This is a genomic window from Rhizobium grahamii CCGE 502, assembly GCF_000298315.2.
GTDB lineage: Bacteria > Pseudomonadota > Alphaproteobacteria > Rhizobiales > Rhizobiaceae > Rhizobium > Rhizobium grahamii.
On sequence record NZ_AEYE02000015.1, the window covers coordinates 337169 to 353857 of the forward strand.

General features: G+C 60.8%; 18 protein-coding genes. 14 read left to right on the forward strand and 4 right to left on the reverse strand.

The window, feature by feature from the left end; genetic code table 11:
- Positions 1-2: 2 nt before the first annotated feature.
- From RGCCGE502_RS15845 to RGCCGE502_RS15910, 14 genes are all read left to right on the forward strand, one after another.
- Complete coding sequence (locus tag RGCCGE502_RS15845) at positions 3-1097, forward strand: amino acid ABC transporter permease (protein ID WP_016555182.1); 1095 nt, start codon at positions 3-5, stop codon at positions 1095-1097.
- A 546-nt stretch (positions 1098-1643) separates the two neighbouring features.
- Complete coding sequence (locus RGCCGE502_RS15850; RefSeq protein ID WP_016555183.1) at positions 1644-2969, forward strand: ABC transporter substrate-binding protein; 1326 nt, start codon at positions 1644-1646, stop codon at positions 2967-2969.
- Between the two features lie 101 nt (positions 2970-3070).
- Positions 3071-4039: a carbohydrate ABC transporter permease gene (locus tag RGCCGE502_RS15855; protein ID WP_176705700.1), complete on the forward strand. Its 969-nt coding sequence runs from the start codon at positions 3071-3073 to the stop codon at positions 4037-4039.
- Positions 4036-4989, forward strand: a complete 954-nt coding sequence (locus RGCCGE502_RS15860) for a carbohydrate ABC transporter permease (protein ID WP_016555185.1) — start codon at positions 4036-4038, stop codon at positions 4987-4989. The genes RGCCGE502_RS15855 and RGCCGE502_RS15860 overlap by 4 nt, the downstream gene beginning before the upstream one ends.
- On the forward strand, positions 4986-5198 hold the full coding sequence (locus RGCCGE502_RS15865) for a hypothetical protein (protein WP_016555186.1): 213 nt from the start codon (positions 4986-4988) through the stop codon (positions 5196-5198). Before RGCCGE502_RS15860 ends, RGCCGE502_RS15865 begins: the two co-directional genes overlap by 4 nt.
- 3 nt (positions 5199-5201) lie before the next feature.
- Entirely contained in the window at positions 5202-6299 is a 1098-nt protein-coding gene (locus tag RGCCGE502_RS15870; RefSeq protein ID WP_016555187.1) for an ABC transporter ATP-binding protein, read from the forward strand.
- Positions 6292-7296 (forward strand): ABC transporter ATP-binding protein, encoded by a 1005-nt coding sequence (locus RGCCGE502_RS15875; protein ID WP_016555188.1) that lies wholly within the window; start codon positions 6292-6294, stop codon positions 7294-7296. Before RGCCGE502_RS15870 ends, RGCCGE502_RS15875 begins: the two co-directional genes overlap by 8 nt.
- A gap of 46 nt (positions 7297-7342) precedes the next feature.
- On the forward strand, positions 7343-8983 hold the full coding sequence (locus RGCCGE502_RS15880; protein ID WP_016555189.1) for a dihydroxyacetone kinase subunit DhaK: 1641 nt from the start codon (positions 7343-7345) through the stop codon (positions 8981-8983).
- A gap of 28 nt (positions 8984-9011) precedes the next feature.
- Positions 9012-9626, forward strand: coding sequence for a dihydroxyacetone kinase subunit DhaL (dhaL, locus tag RGCCGE502_RS15885; RefSeq protein ID WP_019280012.1), 615 nt, complete (start codon positions 9012-9014; stop codon positions 9624-9626).
- Positions 9623-10021: a dihydroxyacetone kinase phosphoryl donor subunit DhaM gene (gene dhaM, locus RGCCGE502_RS15890; RefSeq protein WP_016555191.1), complete on the forward strand. Its 399-nt coding sequence runs from the start codon at positions 9623-9625 to the stop codon at positions 10019-10021. The genes dhaL and dhaM overlap by 4 nt, the downstream gene beginning before the upstream one ends.
- Positions 10021-10365, forward strand: coding sequence for an HPr family phosphocarrier protein (locus RGCCGE502_RS15895; protein ID WP_016555192.1), 345 nt, complete (start codon positions 10021-10023; stop codon positions 10363-10365). The genes dhaM and RGCCGE502_RS15895 overlap by 1 nt, the downstream gene beginning before the upstream one ends.
- Entirely contained in the window at positions 10349-11929 is a 1581-nt protein-coding gene (locus RGCCGE502_RS15900) for a putative PEP-binding protein (protein WP_016555193.1), read from the forward strand. The genes RGCCGE502_RS15895 and RGCCGE502_RS15900 overlap by 17 nt, the downstream gene beginning before the upstream one ends.
- Before the next feature lie 2 nt (positions 11930-11931).
- A complete protein-coding gene (locus RGCCGE502_RS15905; RefSeq protein ID WP_016555194.1) occupies positions 11932-12342 on the forward strand; it encodes a hypothetical protein in 411 nt (136 codons plus the stop codon).
- A gap of 55 nt (positions 12343-12397) precedes the next feature.
- On the forward strand, positions 12398-13390 hold the full coding sequence (locus RGCCGE502_RS15910; protein ID WP_016555195.1) for a dihydroxyacetone kinase subunit DhaK: 993 nt from the start codon (positions 12398-12400) through the stop codon (positions 13388-13390).
- A 67-nt stretch (positions 13391-13457) separates the two neighbouring features.
- On the opposite strand, the gene RGCCGE502_RS15915 is transcribed toward RGCCGE502_RS15910, so the two are convergent.
- The 4 genes from RGCCGE502_RS15915 to RGCCGE502_RS15930 are packed head-to-tail and all read right to left on the reverse strand — an operon-like array spanning position 13458 to position 16557.
- The gene (locus tag RGCCGE502_RS15915) at positions 13458-14069 is read right to left on the reverse strand and encodes a flavin reductase family protein (protein WP_016555196.1); all 612 of its coding nucleotides are present in this window, start codon (positions 14067-14069) and stop codon (positions 13458-13460) included.
- 3 nt (positions 14070-14072) lie between these two features.
- Positions 14073-14813, reverse strand: a complete 741-nt coding sequence (locus RGCCGE502_RS15920; RefSeq protein ID WP_016555197.1) for an aspartate/glutamate racemase family protein — start codon at positions 14811-14813, stop codon at positions 14073-14075.
- Between the two features lie 6 nt (positions 14814-14819).
- A complete protein-coding gene (locus tag RGCCGE502_RS15925; RefSeq protein ID WP_016555198.1) occupies positions 14820-15641 on the reverse strand; it encodes an ABC transporter permease in 822 nt (273 codons plus the stop codon).
- Position 15642: 1 nt separating this feature from the next.
- A complete protein-coding gene (locus tag RGCCGE502_RS15930) occupies positions 15643-16557 on the reverse strand; it encodes an ABC transporter permease (RefSeq protein WP_016555199.1) in 915 nt (304 codons plus the stop codon).
- Between the last annotated feature and the right edge of the window lie 132 nt (positions 16558-16689).

A 16689-nucleotide genomic window follows, 5' to 3' on the forward strand; every position in this document is an offset into this window, starting at 1 on the left:
CCGTGACGGAACTTCCACTCGTGCTCGGCACAACCACAGGCGACGCCTCTCCCCGGCGGCCGTCCCGCTGGTGGCAAGATTTCTTCGGGACGCCCGGCAACGCGCTGATCACCATCCTTTGCAGCGCAGCCGTCATCGGTATCGGCTGGCTCGCCACCCGGTGGCTGCTCATCGACGCAGCGTTTGCCGGTACGCCTCAGGATTGCAAGGTGGCGAACGGCGCTTGCTGGCCGTTTCTCGGTGCCAAGCTTCGCTATATGGCATTCGGCTTTTATCCGTTCGAGGAACAGTGGCGGCCATTTCTTTCGCTGATTGTCTTCATCGGCGCGGCCGTCGCTTCCATGGTTCCGCGGCTATGGAGCCGCAACCTGCTGCTCTTGTGGGTGGTCGTCATCCTGCCCGTTCTGTATGGACTGATGGCGGGCGGCGTCCTCGGGCTACCCGCGGTTCCAACGACCCAATGGGGTGGCCTGCCGCTTTCCTTCATGCTCGCGTTCGTCGGGCTTTCCCTGGCGTTGCCGCTTGGTGTCCTGCTTGCCTTGTCGCGAGCATCCGACCTGCCGGTGATCCGCGTGCTGGCGACAAGCTTTATTGAAATCGTCCGCGGCGTGCCGTTGATCAGCATCCTCTTCATGGCGACAGTGATGCTGCCGCTGTTCATGCCGGAGGGCGTTACGGTCGACAAGCTTCTTCGTGCCCAGGTCGCCATCATCATCTTTGCCGCCGCCTATATCGCCGAGATCGTACGCGGCGGCCTGCAGGACGTGCCGAGAGGTCAGCTGGAGGCGAGTGCATCACTCGGCATGGGCTATTGGTTGACGATGTTCAAGATCGTGCTGCCGCAGGCAATCAAGAAGGTCATCCCACCGCTCGTCGCGCTCTTTATCAGTTTCTTCCAGGACACAACGCTCGTCACCATCGTCGGCCTGCTCGATTTCCTCGACACCGTCCGCTCCGCGATGCGCGATCCCGCCTGGCAGGGTATTGCGGTGCTCGAAGGCTACGTCTTTGCCGCCGCCGTCTATTTTATCTTCAGCGCGCTGATGGGCGCTTACAGTCGCTTCCTCGAGCGTTATTTCAGGACGACTCATGATTAATTTCATTCACGTCATGAAAAATGCCGAGACGAGCGTGAGCAAAACTTCGAAGACTTAGTTTCTGATTGCCATCTCACCACACGAACGGGAAGGCTCCCTACAATACGCGCCTACTTTTGCGGAAGCACATAACCGCCGCGATTTGCATTCAATGCGATCTTGCGGCTCGTGACATCGATGGGACACTCTGCTTGGAGTTGCGCATGTTCCCGCGCAAACCGCCATTTACTCCACGGGAAGCGCGGCGCGGATATAGCAGCCGAAACGCACGGAGACGTGCAAAACTTGGCCGCTTTTTGGCGACACGCCGCCAATAGCAAAGACAAGCCCTGATATCGGCAAGGTTTCTGGCCTTTCGGCATCGTAAGCAAGCAGTCCGACCCTAGGCGTCGCAACAATAAAAACCCGCTTGCATTGTTTATAAATTTATCTATTACTAAACATATTGCTAAACATGAGAAGTTGAGGAGTTCATGTTTAGCATTTCAGAAATGGGTGAACTTGCGCGGTCGGCGGGGAGCCGGCCTTTGGTTCTGGGAGGAACTAATGCAGAAGAAATCGAAAGCCCTTCTCGGGCTGGCCTCGGCGTTCATCATCTCGTCGGCGCTGCCCAATCTCGCAAAAGCCGATCAACTGACACTCTGCTGGGCCGCTTGGGACCCGGCGAATGCGCTGGTCGAACTCTCGAAGGACTTCACCACCAAGACCGGCACCGAAATGAAGTTCGAGTTCGTCCCCTGGACGAGCTACGCGGATCGCTTTCTCAACGAACTGAACTCCCACGGCAAGCTCTGCGACCTGATCATTGGCGACAGCCAGTGGATTGGCGGGTCGGCTGAGAACGGCCACTACGTCAAGCTCAACGACTTCTTCGACAAGGAAGGCATCAAGATGGATGACTTCGTGCCGGCGACGGTCGTGGGCTATTCGGAATGGCCGAAGAACACGCCGAACTACTGGGCACTGCCCGCCATGGGCGACGTCGTCGGCTGGACCTATCGCAAGGACTGGTTCGAGCGTCCGGAGTTGCAGAAAGAATTCAAGGAAAAGTATGGCCGGGATCTCGCCGCGCCGAAGACCTACGATGAACTGAAGCAGATCGCCGAGTTCTTCCAGAAGCGTGAGATCGATGGCAAGACCGTCTATGGCGCCTCGATCTACACGGAGCGCGGTTCCGAAGGCATCACGATGGGCGTGACCAACGTCCTCTATGACTGGGGTTTCCAGTACGACAACCCCGACAAGCCCTACGAGATGGAAGGCTTCGTCAACTCGCCCGACGCCGTCAAGGGACTGGAATTCTACAAGGCGCTCTATGACTGCTGCACGCCGCCCGGCAGCTCAAACGTCTACATGGTCGAATCCGCCGACGCCTTCAAGTCGGGCCAGGTCGCCATGCAGATGAACTTCGCCTTCACGTGGCCGGGCCTCTACAAGGACGAAAAGGTCGGCGGCGACAAGATCGGCTTTTTCCCCAATCCGGCGGAAAAGAAGCATTTCGCTCAGCTTGGCGGACAGGGCATCTCGGTCGTCTCCTATTCCGACAAGAAGGACGCCGCTCTGCAGTACATCAAGTGGTTCGCGCAGCCTGAGGTACAGGCCAAATGGTGGCAGCTCGGCGGCTACTCGTGCCTGAAGTCGGTCGTCAATGCCCCGGACTTCGCATCCAGCCAGCCCTACGCCCAGGCATTCCTGGACTCGATGGCGATCGTCAAGGATTTCTGGGCCGAGCCAAGTTACGCCACCCTTCTCCAGGACATGCAAAAGCGCGTTCATAACTATGTCGTGGCCGGCAACGGCACCGCCCAGGAGGCGCTTGACGGTCTGGTGAAGGACTGGACCGAAGTCTTCAAGGACGACGGCAAGATCTAGTGTCCGGCTGGACGCACAATATTCTTGCCAGAATGGCGGCCCGGATTGCCAAGACTGCCGGGCCGCCACGTGTCTCACATACGCAAAGACCGGGTGACACCTTGAACATTTCCTCTTCCTCCATGGTCGAGCAGGCAGCGGATGCGACCGCAAGAGCAACGCCGGTATCGGTGGCTCGCCGGGTCCGCGGCCTGTCCGACCGGGCGATCGCCTGGGTGTTTATCGCCCCCACCATCATCCTGCTTCTCGCCATCAACATCTTCCCGCTCATCTGGGCGATCTATCTGTCGTTCACGAATTATCGCGCCAATCGCCCAAATGCGCCGGTTCAAAATGTCGGCCTGAACAACTACGAGCGCGTGCTGACCGACCCCGACATCTGGCAGGCGATGCAGACGACAGCCCACTTCGTGTTCTGGACGATCCTGCTGCAGACCGTAATCGGCTTTACGCTCGCCTATCTGATCGACCGCAAGTTTCGTGGCCACGCCTTCTGGACGACCCTGATCCTGATCCCGATGATGCTGTCGCCCGCTGTCGTCGGCAACTTCTGGCGTTTCCTCTACGAACCGCAGATCGGGCTCTTTGCCTACGCCGTTTCTCTGGTCACCGGCATTCCGACCGCTGATATCCAGATGCTCGGCAGCGTCACGCTTGCGCCTTGGGCGATCATCATTGTCGATACCTGGATGTGGACACCCTACGTCATGCTGATCTGCCTGGCGGGCCTGCGGTCTATTCCCGACTATATTTACGAGGCGGCGGAGGTCGACCGTGCCTCCGCATGGCGCCAGTTCTGGTCGATCACCGTACCGATGGCCCTGCCCTTCATCATGCTCGCGGTGCTGTTTCGCGGCATCGAGAACTTCAAGATGTTCGACATGGTCACGCTTTTGACCGGCGGCGGTCCGGGCTCGACCACCGAAGTCGCCTCGATCACCTTGAAGCGCGCGGCCTTCGAGAGCTGGGCAACCGGGCGGGCCTCGGCCTTCGCCATTGTCCTCTTCGTCGCCGTGTTCGGCCTCGCCAACATCTACGTCAAGGCACTCAACAGGGTGAAGCAACGATGAGTTCCGCCACCTCAGCCCATTCGGTCGTCGAACCGAGCTCGACCAGCAAGCGCATCGCCGGCGCCATCGTCATCGTATACGCCCTGATCACGCTGATCCCGCTCGTCTGGATCTTCCTGACCAGCATCAAGTCGCCGCCCGACTCGATCAGCTATCCTCCGAAGATCGTCTTTACGCCGACGCTGGAAGGCTACTGCAACCTTCTGACGACGAGAACAAGGCAGACGCCGGAATACATCGCTTCCCTGCCCGCGCCGACCGGCACCTGCGACGAGGTTACCCGCAAGCGCAACATGGTGATCGCCGGCCCGTCGAACTTCCTGCCGCGCTTTGCCAACTCGCTGGTCATCGCTTTTGGCTCGACCTTCCTGGCCGTCTCGTTGGGGACGCTGGCCGCCTACGGTTTCTCCCGCTTCAGGGTACCGCTCGCCGATGACCTGCTGTTCTTCATTCTGTCGACCCGCATGATGCCGCCGATTGCAGTCGCCATCCCGATCTATCTGATGTACCGCGAGCTCGGGCTTTCCGACACGGCGCTGGGCATGATCCTGCTCTACACAGCGGTCAACGTCTCGCTCGCCGTCTGGCTGCTCAAGGGCTTCATCGACGAGATCCCCCGCGAATACGAGGAAGCCGCGATGATCGACGGCTATACGCGGCTGCAGGCCTTCTGGAAGGTCGTCCTGCCGCAGGCAACGACAGGCATTGCTGCCACGGCGATCTTCTGCCTGATCTTCGCCTGGAATGAGTATGCCTTTGCGGCATTGCTGACCTCGGGTGAGGCTCAGACGGCGCCGCCCTTCATTCCGACCATCATCGGCGAAGGCGGTCAGGACTGGCCAGCGGTCGCGGCGGGAACGACGATCTTCCTCATCCCGATCCTTGTCTTCACCATTCTCCTGCGCAAGCAGCTCTTGCGTGGCATCACCTTCGGAGCGGTCCGCAAATGACGCACCTGATCGAAACACCGCGCCCATCCCGCCCGAAGCGTCCGTTCTTCCTGCGGCGTGGCCCCATGGAGAATATCGCAACCACCCTGATCGCAATCGGCTTTCTGATGCTCTTCCAGCCGTTCCTGCTGGTTCTCTACACCTATTCGCTGGTGACGCTGCTGGCCGGCACGGCCATGTTCATCATCGTCTCGAAATTCCCGGAGTGAGCCATGGCCGACATCAGGATCGAAAACCTCCGCAAGCAGTTCGGCAGCTTCGTCGCCGTGCAGGATTCGAGCTTCGTCATCCATGACGGCGAATTCCTGGCATTGCTCGGACCGTCAGGCTGCGGCAAGACGACGACGCTGCGCATGATTGCCGGACTTGAGCTGCCGACCAGTGGAAAGATCTATCTGGACGGCGAGGACGTCACATTCAACCGCGCCAGTGCCCGCGACATTGCCTTCGTCTTCCAGCTTTTTGCGCTCTATCCGCATATGAACGTGCGCAAGAACATCGGCTTCCCGCTCCTGTCGCAAGGCATGCCAAAGGCCGAGATCCGTCAGCGTGTCGAGGAGACCGCACGGCTGCTGCAGATCGACCATATCCTTGACCGATCCGTCTCCGGGCTTGCCGGCGGCGACCGCCAGCGCGTGGCGCTTGGACGGGCAATCGTGCGCCGCCCGAAGTGCTTCCTGATGGACGAGCCGCTCGGAACGCTCGACGCGGAATTCCGCGAGGTCATGGTTCATGAACTGCGCGAGCTCCACAACCGCATCCATGCGACGACGGTCTACGTGACGCATGACCAGCATGAGGCGATGGCGATGGCCGACAAGATCGCGGTGATGAACCACGGGGTCATCGAGCAGTTCGGCACCCCGCAGGAAATCTACAGCAAACCAGCCACCATGTATGTCGCCGATTTTATCGGCTCGCCGCCGATGAATTTCATGCGCTTCACCTCAGGCCTTCAGATGGGCGCACGATCGATCTCGCTGCATGGCGTCAACGTCAGTATTCCCGAGGTGCATCAGGATCTGGCGGAAGCCGAATTGGCGCTCGGTGTCAGGCCGGAGCATATCCGCTTCAGCGACGCCTCTCCGTTGCGTGGCGCCGTCTATGGCAGCGAATATCTCGGGACCAATCAGGTGGTGGCAGTCGAGACCTCGAGTGGTGTCATCAAGGCGCGCGTACCTGCAAACCGTAATTTCCATATCGGCGAGACGGTTGGCCTTGAGTTCAACCCGGCCAAGCTGGCGCTGTTCGACTGCAAGTCGGGCCGCGCCATTGCCTCGGCGCTGTATTCGGAGGAACGTCATGGCTGACGTCGCGCTCAAGGGCCTCAACAAGCGTTTCGGCGACACACAGGCACTCGCTGATCTGGACCTGTCGATCCGTGACGGCGAGTTCGTCGTCCTGCTTGGGCCGACGGGCGCCGGCAAGACGACGACGCTGCGTCTTATTGCGGGCCTGGAGCGCCCCGACAGCGGCCGGATCGAAATTGGCGGTCGCAGCGTTGCCGGCGAGGCACCCGCTGAAAGGGATGTTGCCTTCGTCTTCCAGCAATACTCGCTCTACCCGCACATGACGGTTTACGACAACCTCGCCTTTCCGCTGCGAGCGCCGGTGCGCAAGCTCGGAGCCGAGGAGATCGACCGCCGCGTCCGGGAGATTGCCCGCATGGTTAGGATCGACCACAAGCTGGAGAACCGTTCGACGCGCCTTTCGGGCGGCGAAATGCAGCGTGTTGCGATCGGCCGCGCGCTGGTGCGCCGGCCCGCCATCTACCTGATGGACGAACCGCTCTCCTCGCTCGATGCGAAGCTGCGGGCGGAACTGCGCCTGGAACTGAAGCGCATCCAGAAGGAACTCGGCTCGACACTGCTCTATGTGACTCATGACCAGGTCGAAGCGATGACGATGGCGGACCGCATCGGCATCGTCGCGGGAGGCCGATTGCTGCAGGTCGGAACGCCGCGCGAAATCTACGGCAATCCCGCCAGCCTTCATGTCGCTGCCCGTCTCGGCCAGCCGCACATCAACCTGCTGCCCGCCGATCTCCTTCCCGGCGCCAATCCACCACCAGGGACCCGGACGGTCGGGGCGCGAACCGAACATCTTGAAATCATCGTCGACAAGAATGCCAATGCGGAAATCGACTGGATCGAGCACCTGGGAGACCAGAACCATCTGCACATCCGGGTGCGCGACCACAAGCTCGTCACACTTGCAGATCCATATCTTGCAATTCGGCCAGGTGATCGAATCAGCCTGACACTACGCGATCCACTTTATTTCGACGCCAGCGGCCAGCGGCTGTGACACCGAACGAAACAAAACACTTGCATAAACAGACGGGTCTCTCTCCATGAAACACTTCTTCAATCGCCGGGAAACGATCGTAACCGAAGCCCTCGACGGCCTGCTTCTGACGAGCAGCCCCGGGCGCCTTGCCCGTCTGGACAGCTTCCCTGAGATCAAGGTGATCCTCCGCGCCGACTGGGACCGGTCGAAGGTCGCAATCATCTCCGGCGGTGGCGCGGGCCATGAGCCCTCGCATGCCGGCTTCGTCGGCAAGGGAATGCTGACTGCCGCGGTATCCGGCGAGATTTTTGCCTCGCCGAGCGTCGATGCGGTGCTGACCGCAATCCGCGCCGTCACCGGGCCCAAGGGTGCGTTGCTCATCGTCAAAAACTATACCGGCGACCGCCTGAACTTCGGCCTCGCTGCCGAAAGGGCGCGTGCCGAGGGGTTCGCCGTCGAGATGGTGATCGTTGCCGACGACATTGCGATCCCCGGCATCAACCAGCCCCGCGGCGTTGCCGGCACTCTGTTCGTGCACAAGATCGCCGGCTTCCACGCCGAATCCGGAGCTGACCTGAAGACAGTCGCAACACAGGCAGCTGCGGCGGCGCGCGACATCATATCCCTCGGCATGTCACTTTCGACCTGCAGTGTACCAGGCCAAGCGCATGAGGATCGGATGGGGGCCGACGAGGGAGAGCTCGGCCTTGGGATCCACGGGGAGCCCGGCGTCGAGCGCATCGCGTTGCAGCCGGTTGCAGATCTCGTGGCCACCATGAGCGAGCGGCTGGCTGCAAGGATTGATGGCGCGGGCGACTATGGGCTGCTGATCAACAACCTCGGCGCGGTACCGCCGCTTGAAATGGGCGTCATTGCCAACGCCGTGTTGTCCTCTTCTCTTGCCCGCCGCGTCCGGCTGATCGTCGGGCCGGCTCCGATGATGACCGCGCTCAACATGAACGGCTTTTCGCTTTCGCTGATCCGTCTGGATGCCACCCGCGAGGCCGCACTGAAGGCTGCGGTCGAACCGCACGCATGGGCACCCGTCGTCGAACGGCACGAGATCACCGTCATTCCAGCACCAGCTAGCACCTCCGCCCTCGCCGAGGTCACTTCGGTCAGCGACCATAGTGGGAACCGCCAGCTCCTAACTGCAGTTTGCGAGCATCTGATTTCCCTCGAACGCGAATTGAACCACCTGGACAGCCGCGTCGGCGATGGCGATACCGGTTCCACCATGGCAACGGGTGCGCGCAGCATCCTCTCTCGGATCGACGCGCTGCCGTTGAATGACCCCGGCGCCACAATGGCTACAATCGGCGAGGTTCTCAGCACCAGCATGGGTGGCTCGAGCGGTGTACTGCTCTCGATCTTCTTTACCGCCGCGTCGAAAGCCATGGCGGAAAAGGCGGATCTTGCAGCTGCCCTGCTTGCCGGACTTGATCGGATGACGTTCTATGGCGGTGCCGCCGTCGGTGACCGCACGATGGTCGATGCGCTGGCGCCGGCGCTCGCGGCTTTGAGGTCGGGTGGCGTAGCGGCTGCGGCAAACGCGGCGGCGGCCGGTGCCGAGTCGACAAAAGCGATGCGGAGGGCAAGGGCCGGACGAGCGTCTTATATCGGCGAAAAGGATCTGGAGGGAGTGCCGGATCCGGGAGCCGTCGCGGTGGCAGGTGTATTCGAGGTCGCGGCAAGGCTGACATGAGCTGGTGCCACAGTTGGGAGGCTATCAGGTGCAGGCAGAACCGGTTCTTCTCGCGGGATTGATTGAGGCTTGCCGGGCGGCGATCACGGCAAATAGCGATCACCTCTGCGCACTCGATCGCGCGATCGGTGACGGCGATCATGGGACCAATATGCAGCGCGGCTGCGAGGCGGTCAGCGCCGAAGAAGTGACGGTCTCAAGCCTTCCCCTGCCCGAGGCGCTCGAACGCATCGGCCTCACCCTGGTGATGAGCATCGGCGGCGCCGCCGGCCCACTCTACGGGACACTGCTGATGGAGATGGGGCGCGAGCTTCGCAAATCGGACCGGGAACAGGATTTTTCGCTTGCCCTGAAGCAGGCCATCGATGCCGTGGCCCGCCGTGGGCGCTCAAACGCCGGTGACAAGACGCTGCTCGACGTCCTGTATCCCGTGCAGGATGCACTCGCACAACATTCCCCTCTGACGGATATCGTGCGCCGTGCAGAGCTTTCCGCTCGACTAACAGGCGCCATGAAGGCCATGCGCGGCCGCGCCTCCTACCTTGGAGACCGTTCGATCGGACATGTCGATCCCGGCGCTTCGAGTTGCGCCCTTCTGACAACCGCGATATGCCGCTATCTTGAGGAGCACCGCCCGGAATGAATGCGAAGACCCCTAACGTCGGGATCGTGATCGTCTCCCACTCGCCGCTGGTCGCGAAAGGCACCGCCGATATGGTGCGGCAGATGGTGGGTGATAGCGTGCCGCTTGCCTGGTCGGGCGGCAACAGTCGCGGCGAGCTTGGCACCGATGCCGGGGGAATTCTCAAGGCAATTGACGAGGCATGGTCGGAAGCTGGCGTCGCCGTCTTCGTCGACCTGGGGGGTGCCGAAACCAACAGCGAAATGGCGATCGAGATGCTCGGTTCCCCCCGCTCCCAAAAGGTTTCGATTTGCAACGCACCTGTTGTCGAAGGAGCCGTTATTGCCGCTGCCGAGGCCTCCGGTGGGGCGTCGCTGGCCAAGGTGGTCGCGACGGCAGAGGAGCTGTCACCCTGATGAACGGCGGTTTTCGTACTGGGGCCCACGAGGCCGGGCAGATCCATGCCAGTTGCGAGACCGAAGTCGAGGTGAAGCATGGCGTTGGACTGCATGCTCGCCCCTCAGTGACGTTCACGCGGCTGGCAAAGTCGTTTCCGTGCTCGATCGAAGTCGCGGTCAACGGCAACGACGTCTGGCTGAACGGCAAGAGCATCATCAAGATTATGGGCGCCAAGATCCGCAAGGGTTCGGTGCTCAAGATCCGCGCAAACGGCATTCTCGCGGAAGAAGCCATCCGGGCATTGAAGGACCTCATCGAGCGCAATTTCGACGAGGAAAAGAAGCATGGCCGAACCGCTTAGACTGAAAGCCACCAGCGCGTCGCCAGGTCGTGCGAGCGGCCCGGCCTTCGTCGCCGAACCGGTCGAACACGCCGCGTCAATCCCATCAAGCTTATCCGGCCAGGTCGAGCTCGCAAGTGCGATCGAGAAAGCTATTCTCGAACTGCAGGAACTGGCCAACGGGACGGACCCCGAGGGCGGCGATATCGTCGAGTTTCAGATTGAGGTGCTTCGCGATCCGACGCTGACCGAGGCGACTGGCGCGCGCATCGAGGCTGGCGAAAACCCGGCATTCGCCTGGGTCGGAACACTCGATGGATACATCCGGGAACTGGAGTGCTCGGAAGATGACCAATTGCGGGCGCGCGCCGTTGACATCCTCGATATCAAGAACCGCGTCCTGTCCGTGCTCACGGGAACGACTGTCGACGACTTTCCATCCGGATCCGTCTATGTCGGAAAGGATATGGAACCCAGCCGTTTCCTCGCCCACGACTGGTCGGCCGGCGGTGGTATCGCTCTTTACGCAGGTAGCGCGGTCGGTCATGTCGCCCTGCTTGCCAGATCCCGGTCGATACCGATGGTGATCGGGGCCGGCCGCTTCGTAACAGCAGGGGGGCAACATATCGGAGTTGATGGTGACACCGGTATTGTCATTCTTCAGGCAACCAAGTCGAGCGCGACCTCGGCGGGACACGGCGATCCGTCAAAAAGCACTGCTCTGCCACTCGACAACGGAATTGTGTACACGTCGGACGGAACGCAAGTACTCCTGTCCGTCAATGTCAACGCTCCGACAGAAGTGGACGCGGTTCCCGCCGAGGTGACCGCGGGCATAGGGTTGATGCGGTCTGAATTCGCGGTGATGTCGCTCGGTGATGCAGCAAACGAAGAAAAGCAGTTTGCAATCTACCGACACCTCCTGGAATGGGCAGATGGGCGTCCTGTAACAATCCGCATGTTGGATGTCGGGGGCGACAAGCCGCTGCCGGGCATTACCGAGACCTCCTCGCTGCGCGGCATCCGCCTGCTTCTTGCCCGGCCGCAGATTGCGCGGGTTCAGGCGCGTGCGCTCCTTCGAGCAGCAGTCTTCGGTAATCTGCGTATCATGTTGCCAATGGTGACATTCCCTTCCGAAGTTGATGATATGCGGCAAATCTGTCGCGAAGAAGCCGGCGAACTTCGCCGCCGCGGCGTGCCGCACCGCACTCCGCCGATCGGCATGATGGTGGAGGTACCGGCAGCCGCGCTCATGCTCGACGAATTCAATGGCGCTGACTTCTTTTCGTTCGGCACGAACGACCTGACGCAATACCTCGTGGCCTCCGCACGTGACGAGGCCGGCTTCAGCCTGGAGCGAGAGCGAGCCGTACCGGCCGTGCTGCGGCTGCTGACCCAGGCGGTGAAACTCGCCGGCGGCCGACCGGTCAGCATTTGCGGTGACATGGCGGGCGACCCGGTGGCCACGCCCGGTCTCCTCGCGGCAGGCATACGCCATTTTTCGGTGGCGCCAGCTCGACTTGGCGCGATAAGATCGGCACTCGTCGGCTTGAACGCCGATGGGACAAAGGCAGCCGGGGACTAGGGATGGCGCGCGAAGACACCGAAGACGCCATTATCGCCTATAAGGACATTCTGGCGCAGATTATCGACAACCGGCCGTCCGGAACACGTCAGAGGCTGGCAACGGAACTCGGCAAGCATCGCAGCTTCGTCACCCAGATAACCAGCCCCACTTATGCGACGCCTCTTCCCGCGCGTCACCTCGCGACCATCTTCAGGGTGTGCCATTTTAGCCCCGCCGAACAGGACCGCTTTCTGGACGCCTATCAGGTCGCCCATCCCGGCAAGCTGCCGGAGTTTGGCGCCACGGAAAAACTGCGGCATCTTTCGATAATGGTGCCTGACTTCGGCGATGAACGCCGCAACCGGCTTCTGGAAGAGGCAATCACGGACCTGATCCAAAAGATCGCTGAGATTTCGGGGCCGCCTGATTGAACAGGCGGTTCGCGCGTGACGAGCGCTAGATGATCATCGCCTTGGGAGGGGTTTGATGAAGAAATTCATGAATGCAGCGGAAACAATGGTCGCCGAAAGCGTCGAAGGTTTCGTGCGCGCCCATGAGGAGTTCGTTGTATTCGGCGCAGACCGTCAATTTGTCCGCCGTCGCCACCTCGTTCCAGGTAAGGCAGCAATCATCTCCGGGGGCGGAGCGGGCCACGAGCCGATGCATGTCGGCTTCGTCGGTCGCGGCATGCTGGATGCAGCATGCGTCGGGCATATTTTCACGTCCCCCACTCCCGGCCAAATCCTCAACGCGATAGAGGACGTGGACACCGGTGCTGGCTGCCTGCTGGTGGTAAAGAATTATGACGGCGACCTTATGAATTTCGAAATGGCGGCAGAGATGGCGTCGAGCCGCCACAGAATTGAGATGGTGATCGTAAGCGACGACATCGAAACGGCAAGCACGAACGACGGGCGCGGTCGACGAGGCATTGCCGGTACGGTGATCGTGGAAAGGCTTCTCGGCGCCGCCGCGGAAAACGGCATGGCACTCGCTGATCTGAAAACCCTTGCTGCCGGCCTCGCGTCCCGCGTCAGATCGATGGGTGTCGCACTGACCGGTGTCACGGTGCCGCACACGCGGCGATCGACCTTTTCACTCGGCCCCGAAGAAATAGAAATGGGTGTCGGCATTCATGGAGAGCCGGGCCGTTCAAGAGAGCCCTTCTCCAACGCAGACACCATCGTGAGGCATCTAAGCGAGGTAGTTTTCAACGAAGTCGCTCCGGTCTCTGACAAGGCATTGCTTTTCGTGAATGGACTTGGCGGCACGCCGCCAGCGGAACTTTATCTCGCTTACAACGTCGCGCATCGCTTCATGCAGGGTCATGGTTTGCAGATCGCGCGCTCACTGGTTGGTACTTACGCAAGCTCACTTGACATGCAGGGCCTTTCCATCTCGCTCGCTCTCCTCCGTGACGAAGAGTTCACTCTATGGGATTCACCTGTCGCGACGGCTGCATTGCGCTGGGGCTGCTAGGGATGGGTCTGTCGTGGCGACCTCAGCGCGGCGGCTGTAACTCGTCGGACCTAAAGGTTGGAAAATCTTATAGTTTCGGCGTCAGCATCTCGAAACGGTCACGGGTCGTCGAGCAGGTATCGCCGCCAAGGCGCGCGACGGCATCGACTTGCGTCGGATCGACGCGCAGGCCTTCAGGATCGACGACACCGTCGCGATAATGAGCATAGATGATCTCGCCCATGATGATCTGACGGGATTTCCCGAGCTCAAGCGTGACATGACGCCTGCACTCGAAGGCTGCGGGTGCTTCCGCGATCCATGGCGAAGCGACTTTCTGACCCGGCATCGCCGTCAGTCCCGCCTCCTTGAGCTCGTCGACACCACGCGGATATTTTGAGCCGCAGACATGCATCGCTTCGGCAATGGAAAACGAGACAATGTTGACCGTGAAGACTTCCGTCATGCGGATGTTATGGCCCGTGTCCTTGAAAGACATGTCCGGATTGTTCTCGACGCCGAGCGCCAGGATGGGCGGATCGGCGGAGAGGCAATTGAAGAAGCTAAACGGAGCGGCATTGATACGGCCATGTTCGTCGACCGTCGTCACCAGCGCGATCGGTCGCGGAATGATCGTGCCAATCATCAGCTTGTAACGCTCGCGTTCCGAGAGCGCTTCGAAATCGAAGGATATTGTCATCCGTCAGCCCGCTGCTCGCATTGGCGCGAAAGCGCTCATAGCGCCGGTAAAGGCTTTTGCCAGAGGCGATGCGTAAGAACCGCGCTTGCTCGTCGACAATCCGAGCGAAACCAGCGCCTCGGCCTGCTTCACCGCTGCGGCGACCCCATCGACCACGGGCACGCCATAGATATCCTGCAGCTCACGCGCCAGATCAGTCATCCCAGCGCAGCCAAGCACGATCGCTTCGGCGCCATCCTCAGCAAGAGCACGCTCGATCTCGGCCCGGAGCTTGCCGATAGCGCCCGAGGTGGGATCTTCGAGCTGAAGAACCGGAATATCGGAGGCACGCACCCTGGCGCGTCCGCCCATGCCGTAGCGTCGTACAAGATTGTCAATCAAGACACGCGAACGCTCCAGCGTCGTCACGACGGTAAATCGCTGCGCCAGGAAGCCTGCGGTGGCGACCGCAGATTCACAGAGTCCAAGCACCGGCACGTCGGCGAAGCTGCGCGCTGCGTCAAGTCCCGTATCGTCGAAGCAGGCGATGATTGCGGCATCGTATTCGCCAGCCCGCTCCTTGAGTTCGCTGAGAAGTCCCGGGATTGCGAGCGCCCCGTCATAGTGCCCTTCGATCGATACCGGCCCCATGCGTGAGGTCGCGGCAATGATGGCGGTGCCAGACGCCATGACCGCGCGGGCAGCAAGGGCTGCCTTCTCGGTCATGGTTTCAGTCGTATTGGGATTGACCAGAAGAATGCGCATTGGGGGTCAGCTTACCTTTGCCTGACGCCGACGCAGCATGAGCATGATGCCGAGCGCGACGAGGATGATAGTGAAGGAAAACAGCGTCGTTACCGTGCCGAGCGCGTATAGCACCGGCGTCGTGACGTTGGTGGTCATGCCGTAGATTTCGAGCGGCAGCGTGTTGTAGCTGCCTGATGTCATCAGCGTCCGGGCGAATTCGTCGTAAGAGAGCGTGAAGCCGAACAGCCCGACACCGATCAGGCTCGGCGCAATCATCGGCAGCACGACGTGGCGGAAGGTCTGCCAAGAACTCGCGCCAAGATCGCGTGCAGCTTCCTCGTAGGCGGGCGAGAAACGGTTGAACACGGCGAACATGATGAGCACGCCGAACGGCAACGTCCATGTCAGATGCGCGCCGAAGGCAGACGAATACCATGCCGGCTTCAGTCCGCCCTGCTGGAACACCACGCCGATGCCGAGCGAGATGATGATCGACGGCACGACAAGGCTAGCGACAGTCGCGTAAAACAGAAAAGTCGCGCCACGGAACCGGCGGCGGAAGGCAAGGCCCGCGAGCAGCGATACGACGACCGTGACAACCATCACCATCAGGCCGAGCGTAAACGACCGGCGGAACGAGGCGCCGAAATCGCCCACCGCCTGTTTCTCGAACAGATTGTAGAACCAGTGAACGGAAATGCCGTTCAGCGGGAAGGTGAGGCCGCCATCCGGCCCCTGGAACGACAGGATCAGGATCGCCGACAGTGGTCCGTAGAGGAACAGCACGAAGACAAGGAAGAAGGCTGCGAGTACGTAGAATTCGAAGGTGCGCCTCTCGTGGCTCATCTCAAAGCTCCTTGCGGATATCGACGACGCGCAGGATGGCCGCGACCATCATCAACACGACGATCAGAAGCACCACGGCATCGGCGGCAGCGGCCGGATATTGCAGCAGCGACATCTGGTTCTTCATCATCAGCGCCACCGAGGCGCTCTGCCCGCCGGACATGACCTGCACCGTCGAGAAATCGGCCATTACGAGCGTCACTACGAAGATCGAGCCGATGGCGATGCCGGGCTTGGCGAGCGGGATGACGACGTTCCAGAGGATCTGCCAGCCGCTGGCGCCGGCATCGCGTGCCGCCTCGAACAGCGAGCGGTCGATGCGCATTAGCGTGTTGAAGATCGGCGTCACCATGAACAGCGTGTAGAGGTGCACCATGGCAAGCACCACGGCGAAATCGGAATAGAGCAGCCATTCGATCGGCTGCGGGATGATCCCCATCTCGATCAGCGCCGAATTGACCAAGCCATTGCGGCCGAGCACCGGGATCCAGGAGATCATGCGGATGATGTTGGATGTCATGAACGGCACGGTGCAGACGAGGAACAGGATCATCTGCGTCGACGTGCGGCGGATGTGGAAGGCGAGGAAATAAGCGACCCAGAAGCCGATGAAGACGGTCAAAGACCAGACGATGACCGTGAATTTCAGCGTGTTCAGGTAGGTCTTCCATGTGACCCACGAGCCGAGCGTATCGGTGTAGTTCATCGTCAAGAAAGCCGGATAGAGACCGGCGAAGTCGTAATCCCAGAAGCTGACGATACCGATCATCACGATCGGCAGGATGAAGAAGAAACCGAGGATCAGGATGAGCGGTGTCGCCTGGACATATGAGGCGGCCCGCGCCGGAAAACGAAAGCCGGGGCTGCCGACCCGTTCGGCCTTCTCGTTTGTCTCTGCTGAAGCGATCGTCGCCATGTCCTTATCCTTTCGGAAAACGCCTTTATGCCGGCGGTTTGCGAGGAGGCGCCGTTTAGAACGCCTCCCCAACCCTCCCCGAGGGGAGAGCATTTCGGGTCGTAGCCGCCACGCTCTCCCCTCGTTGAGAGC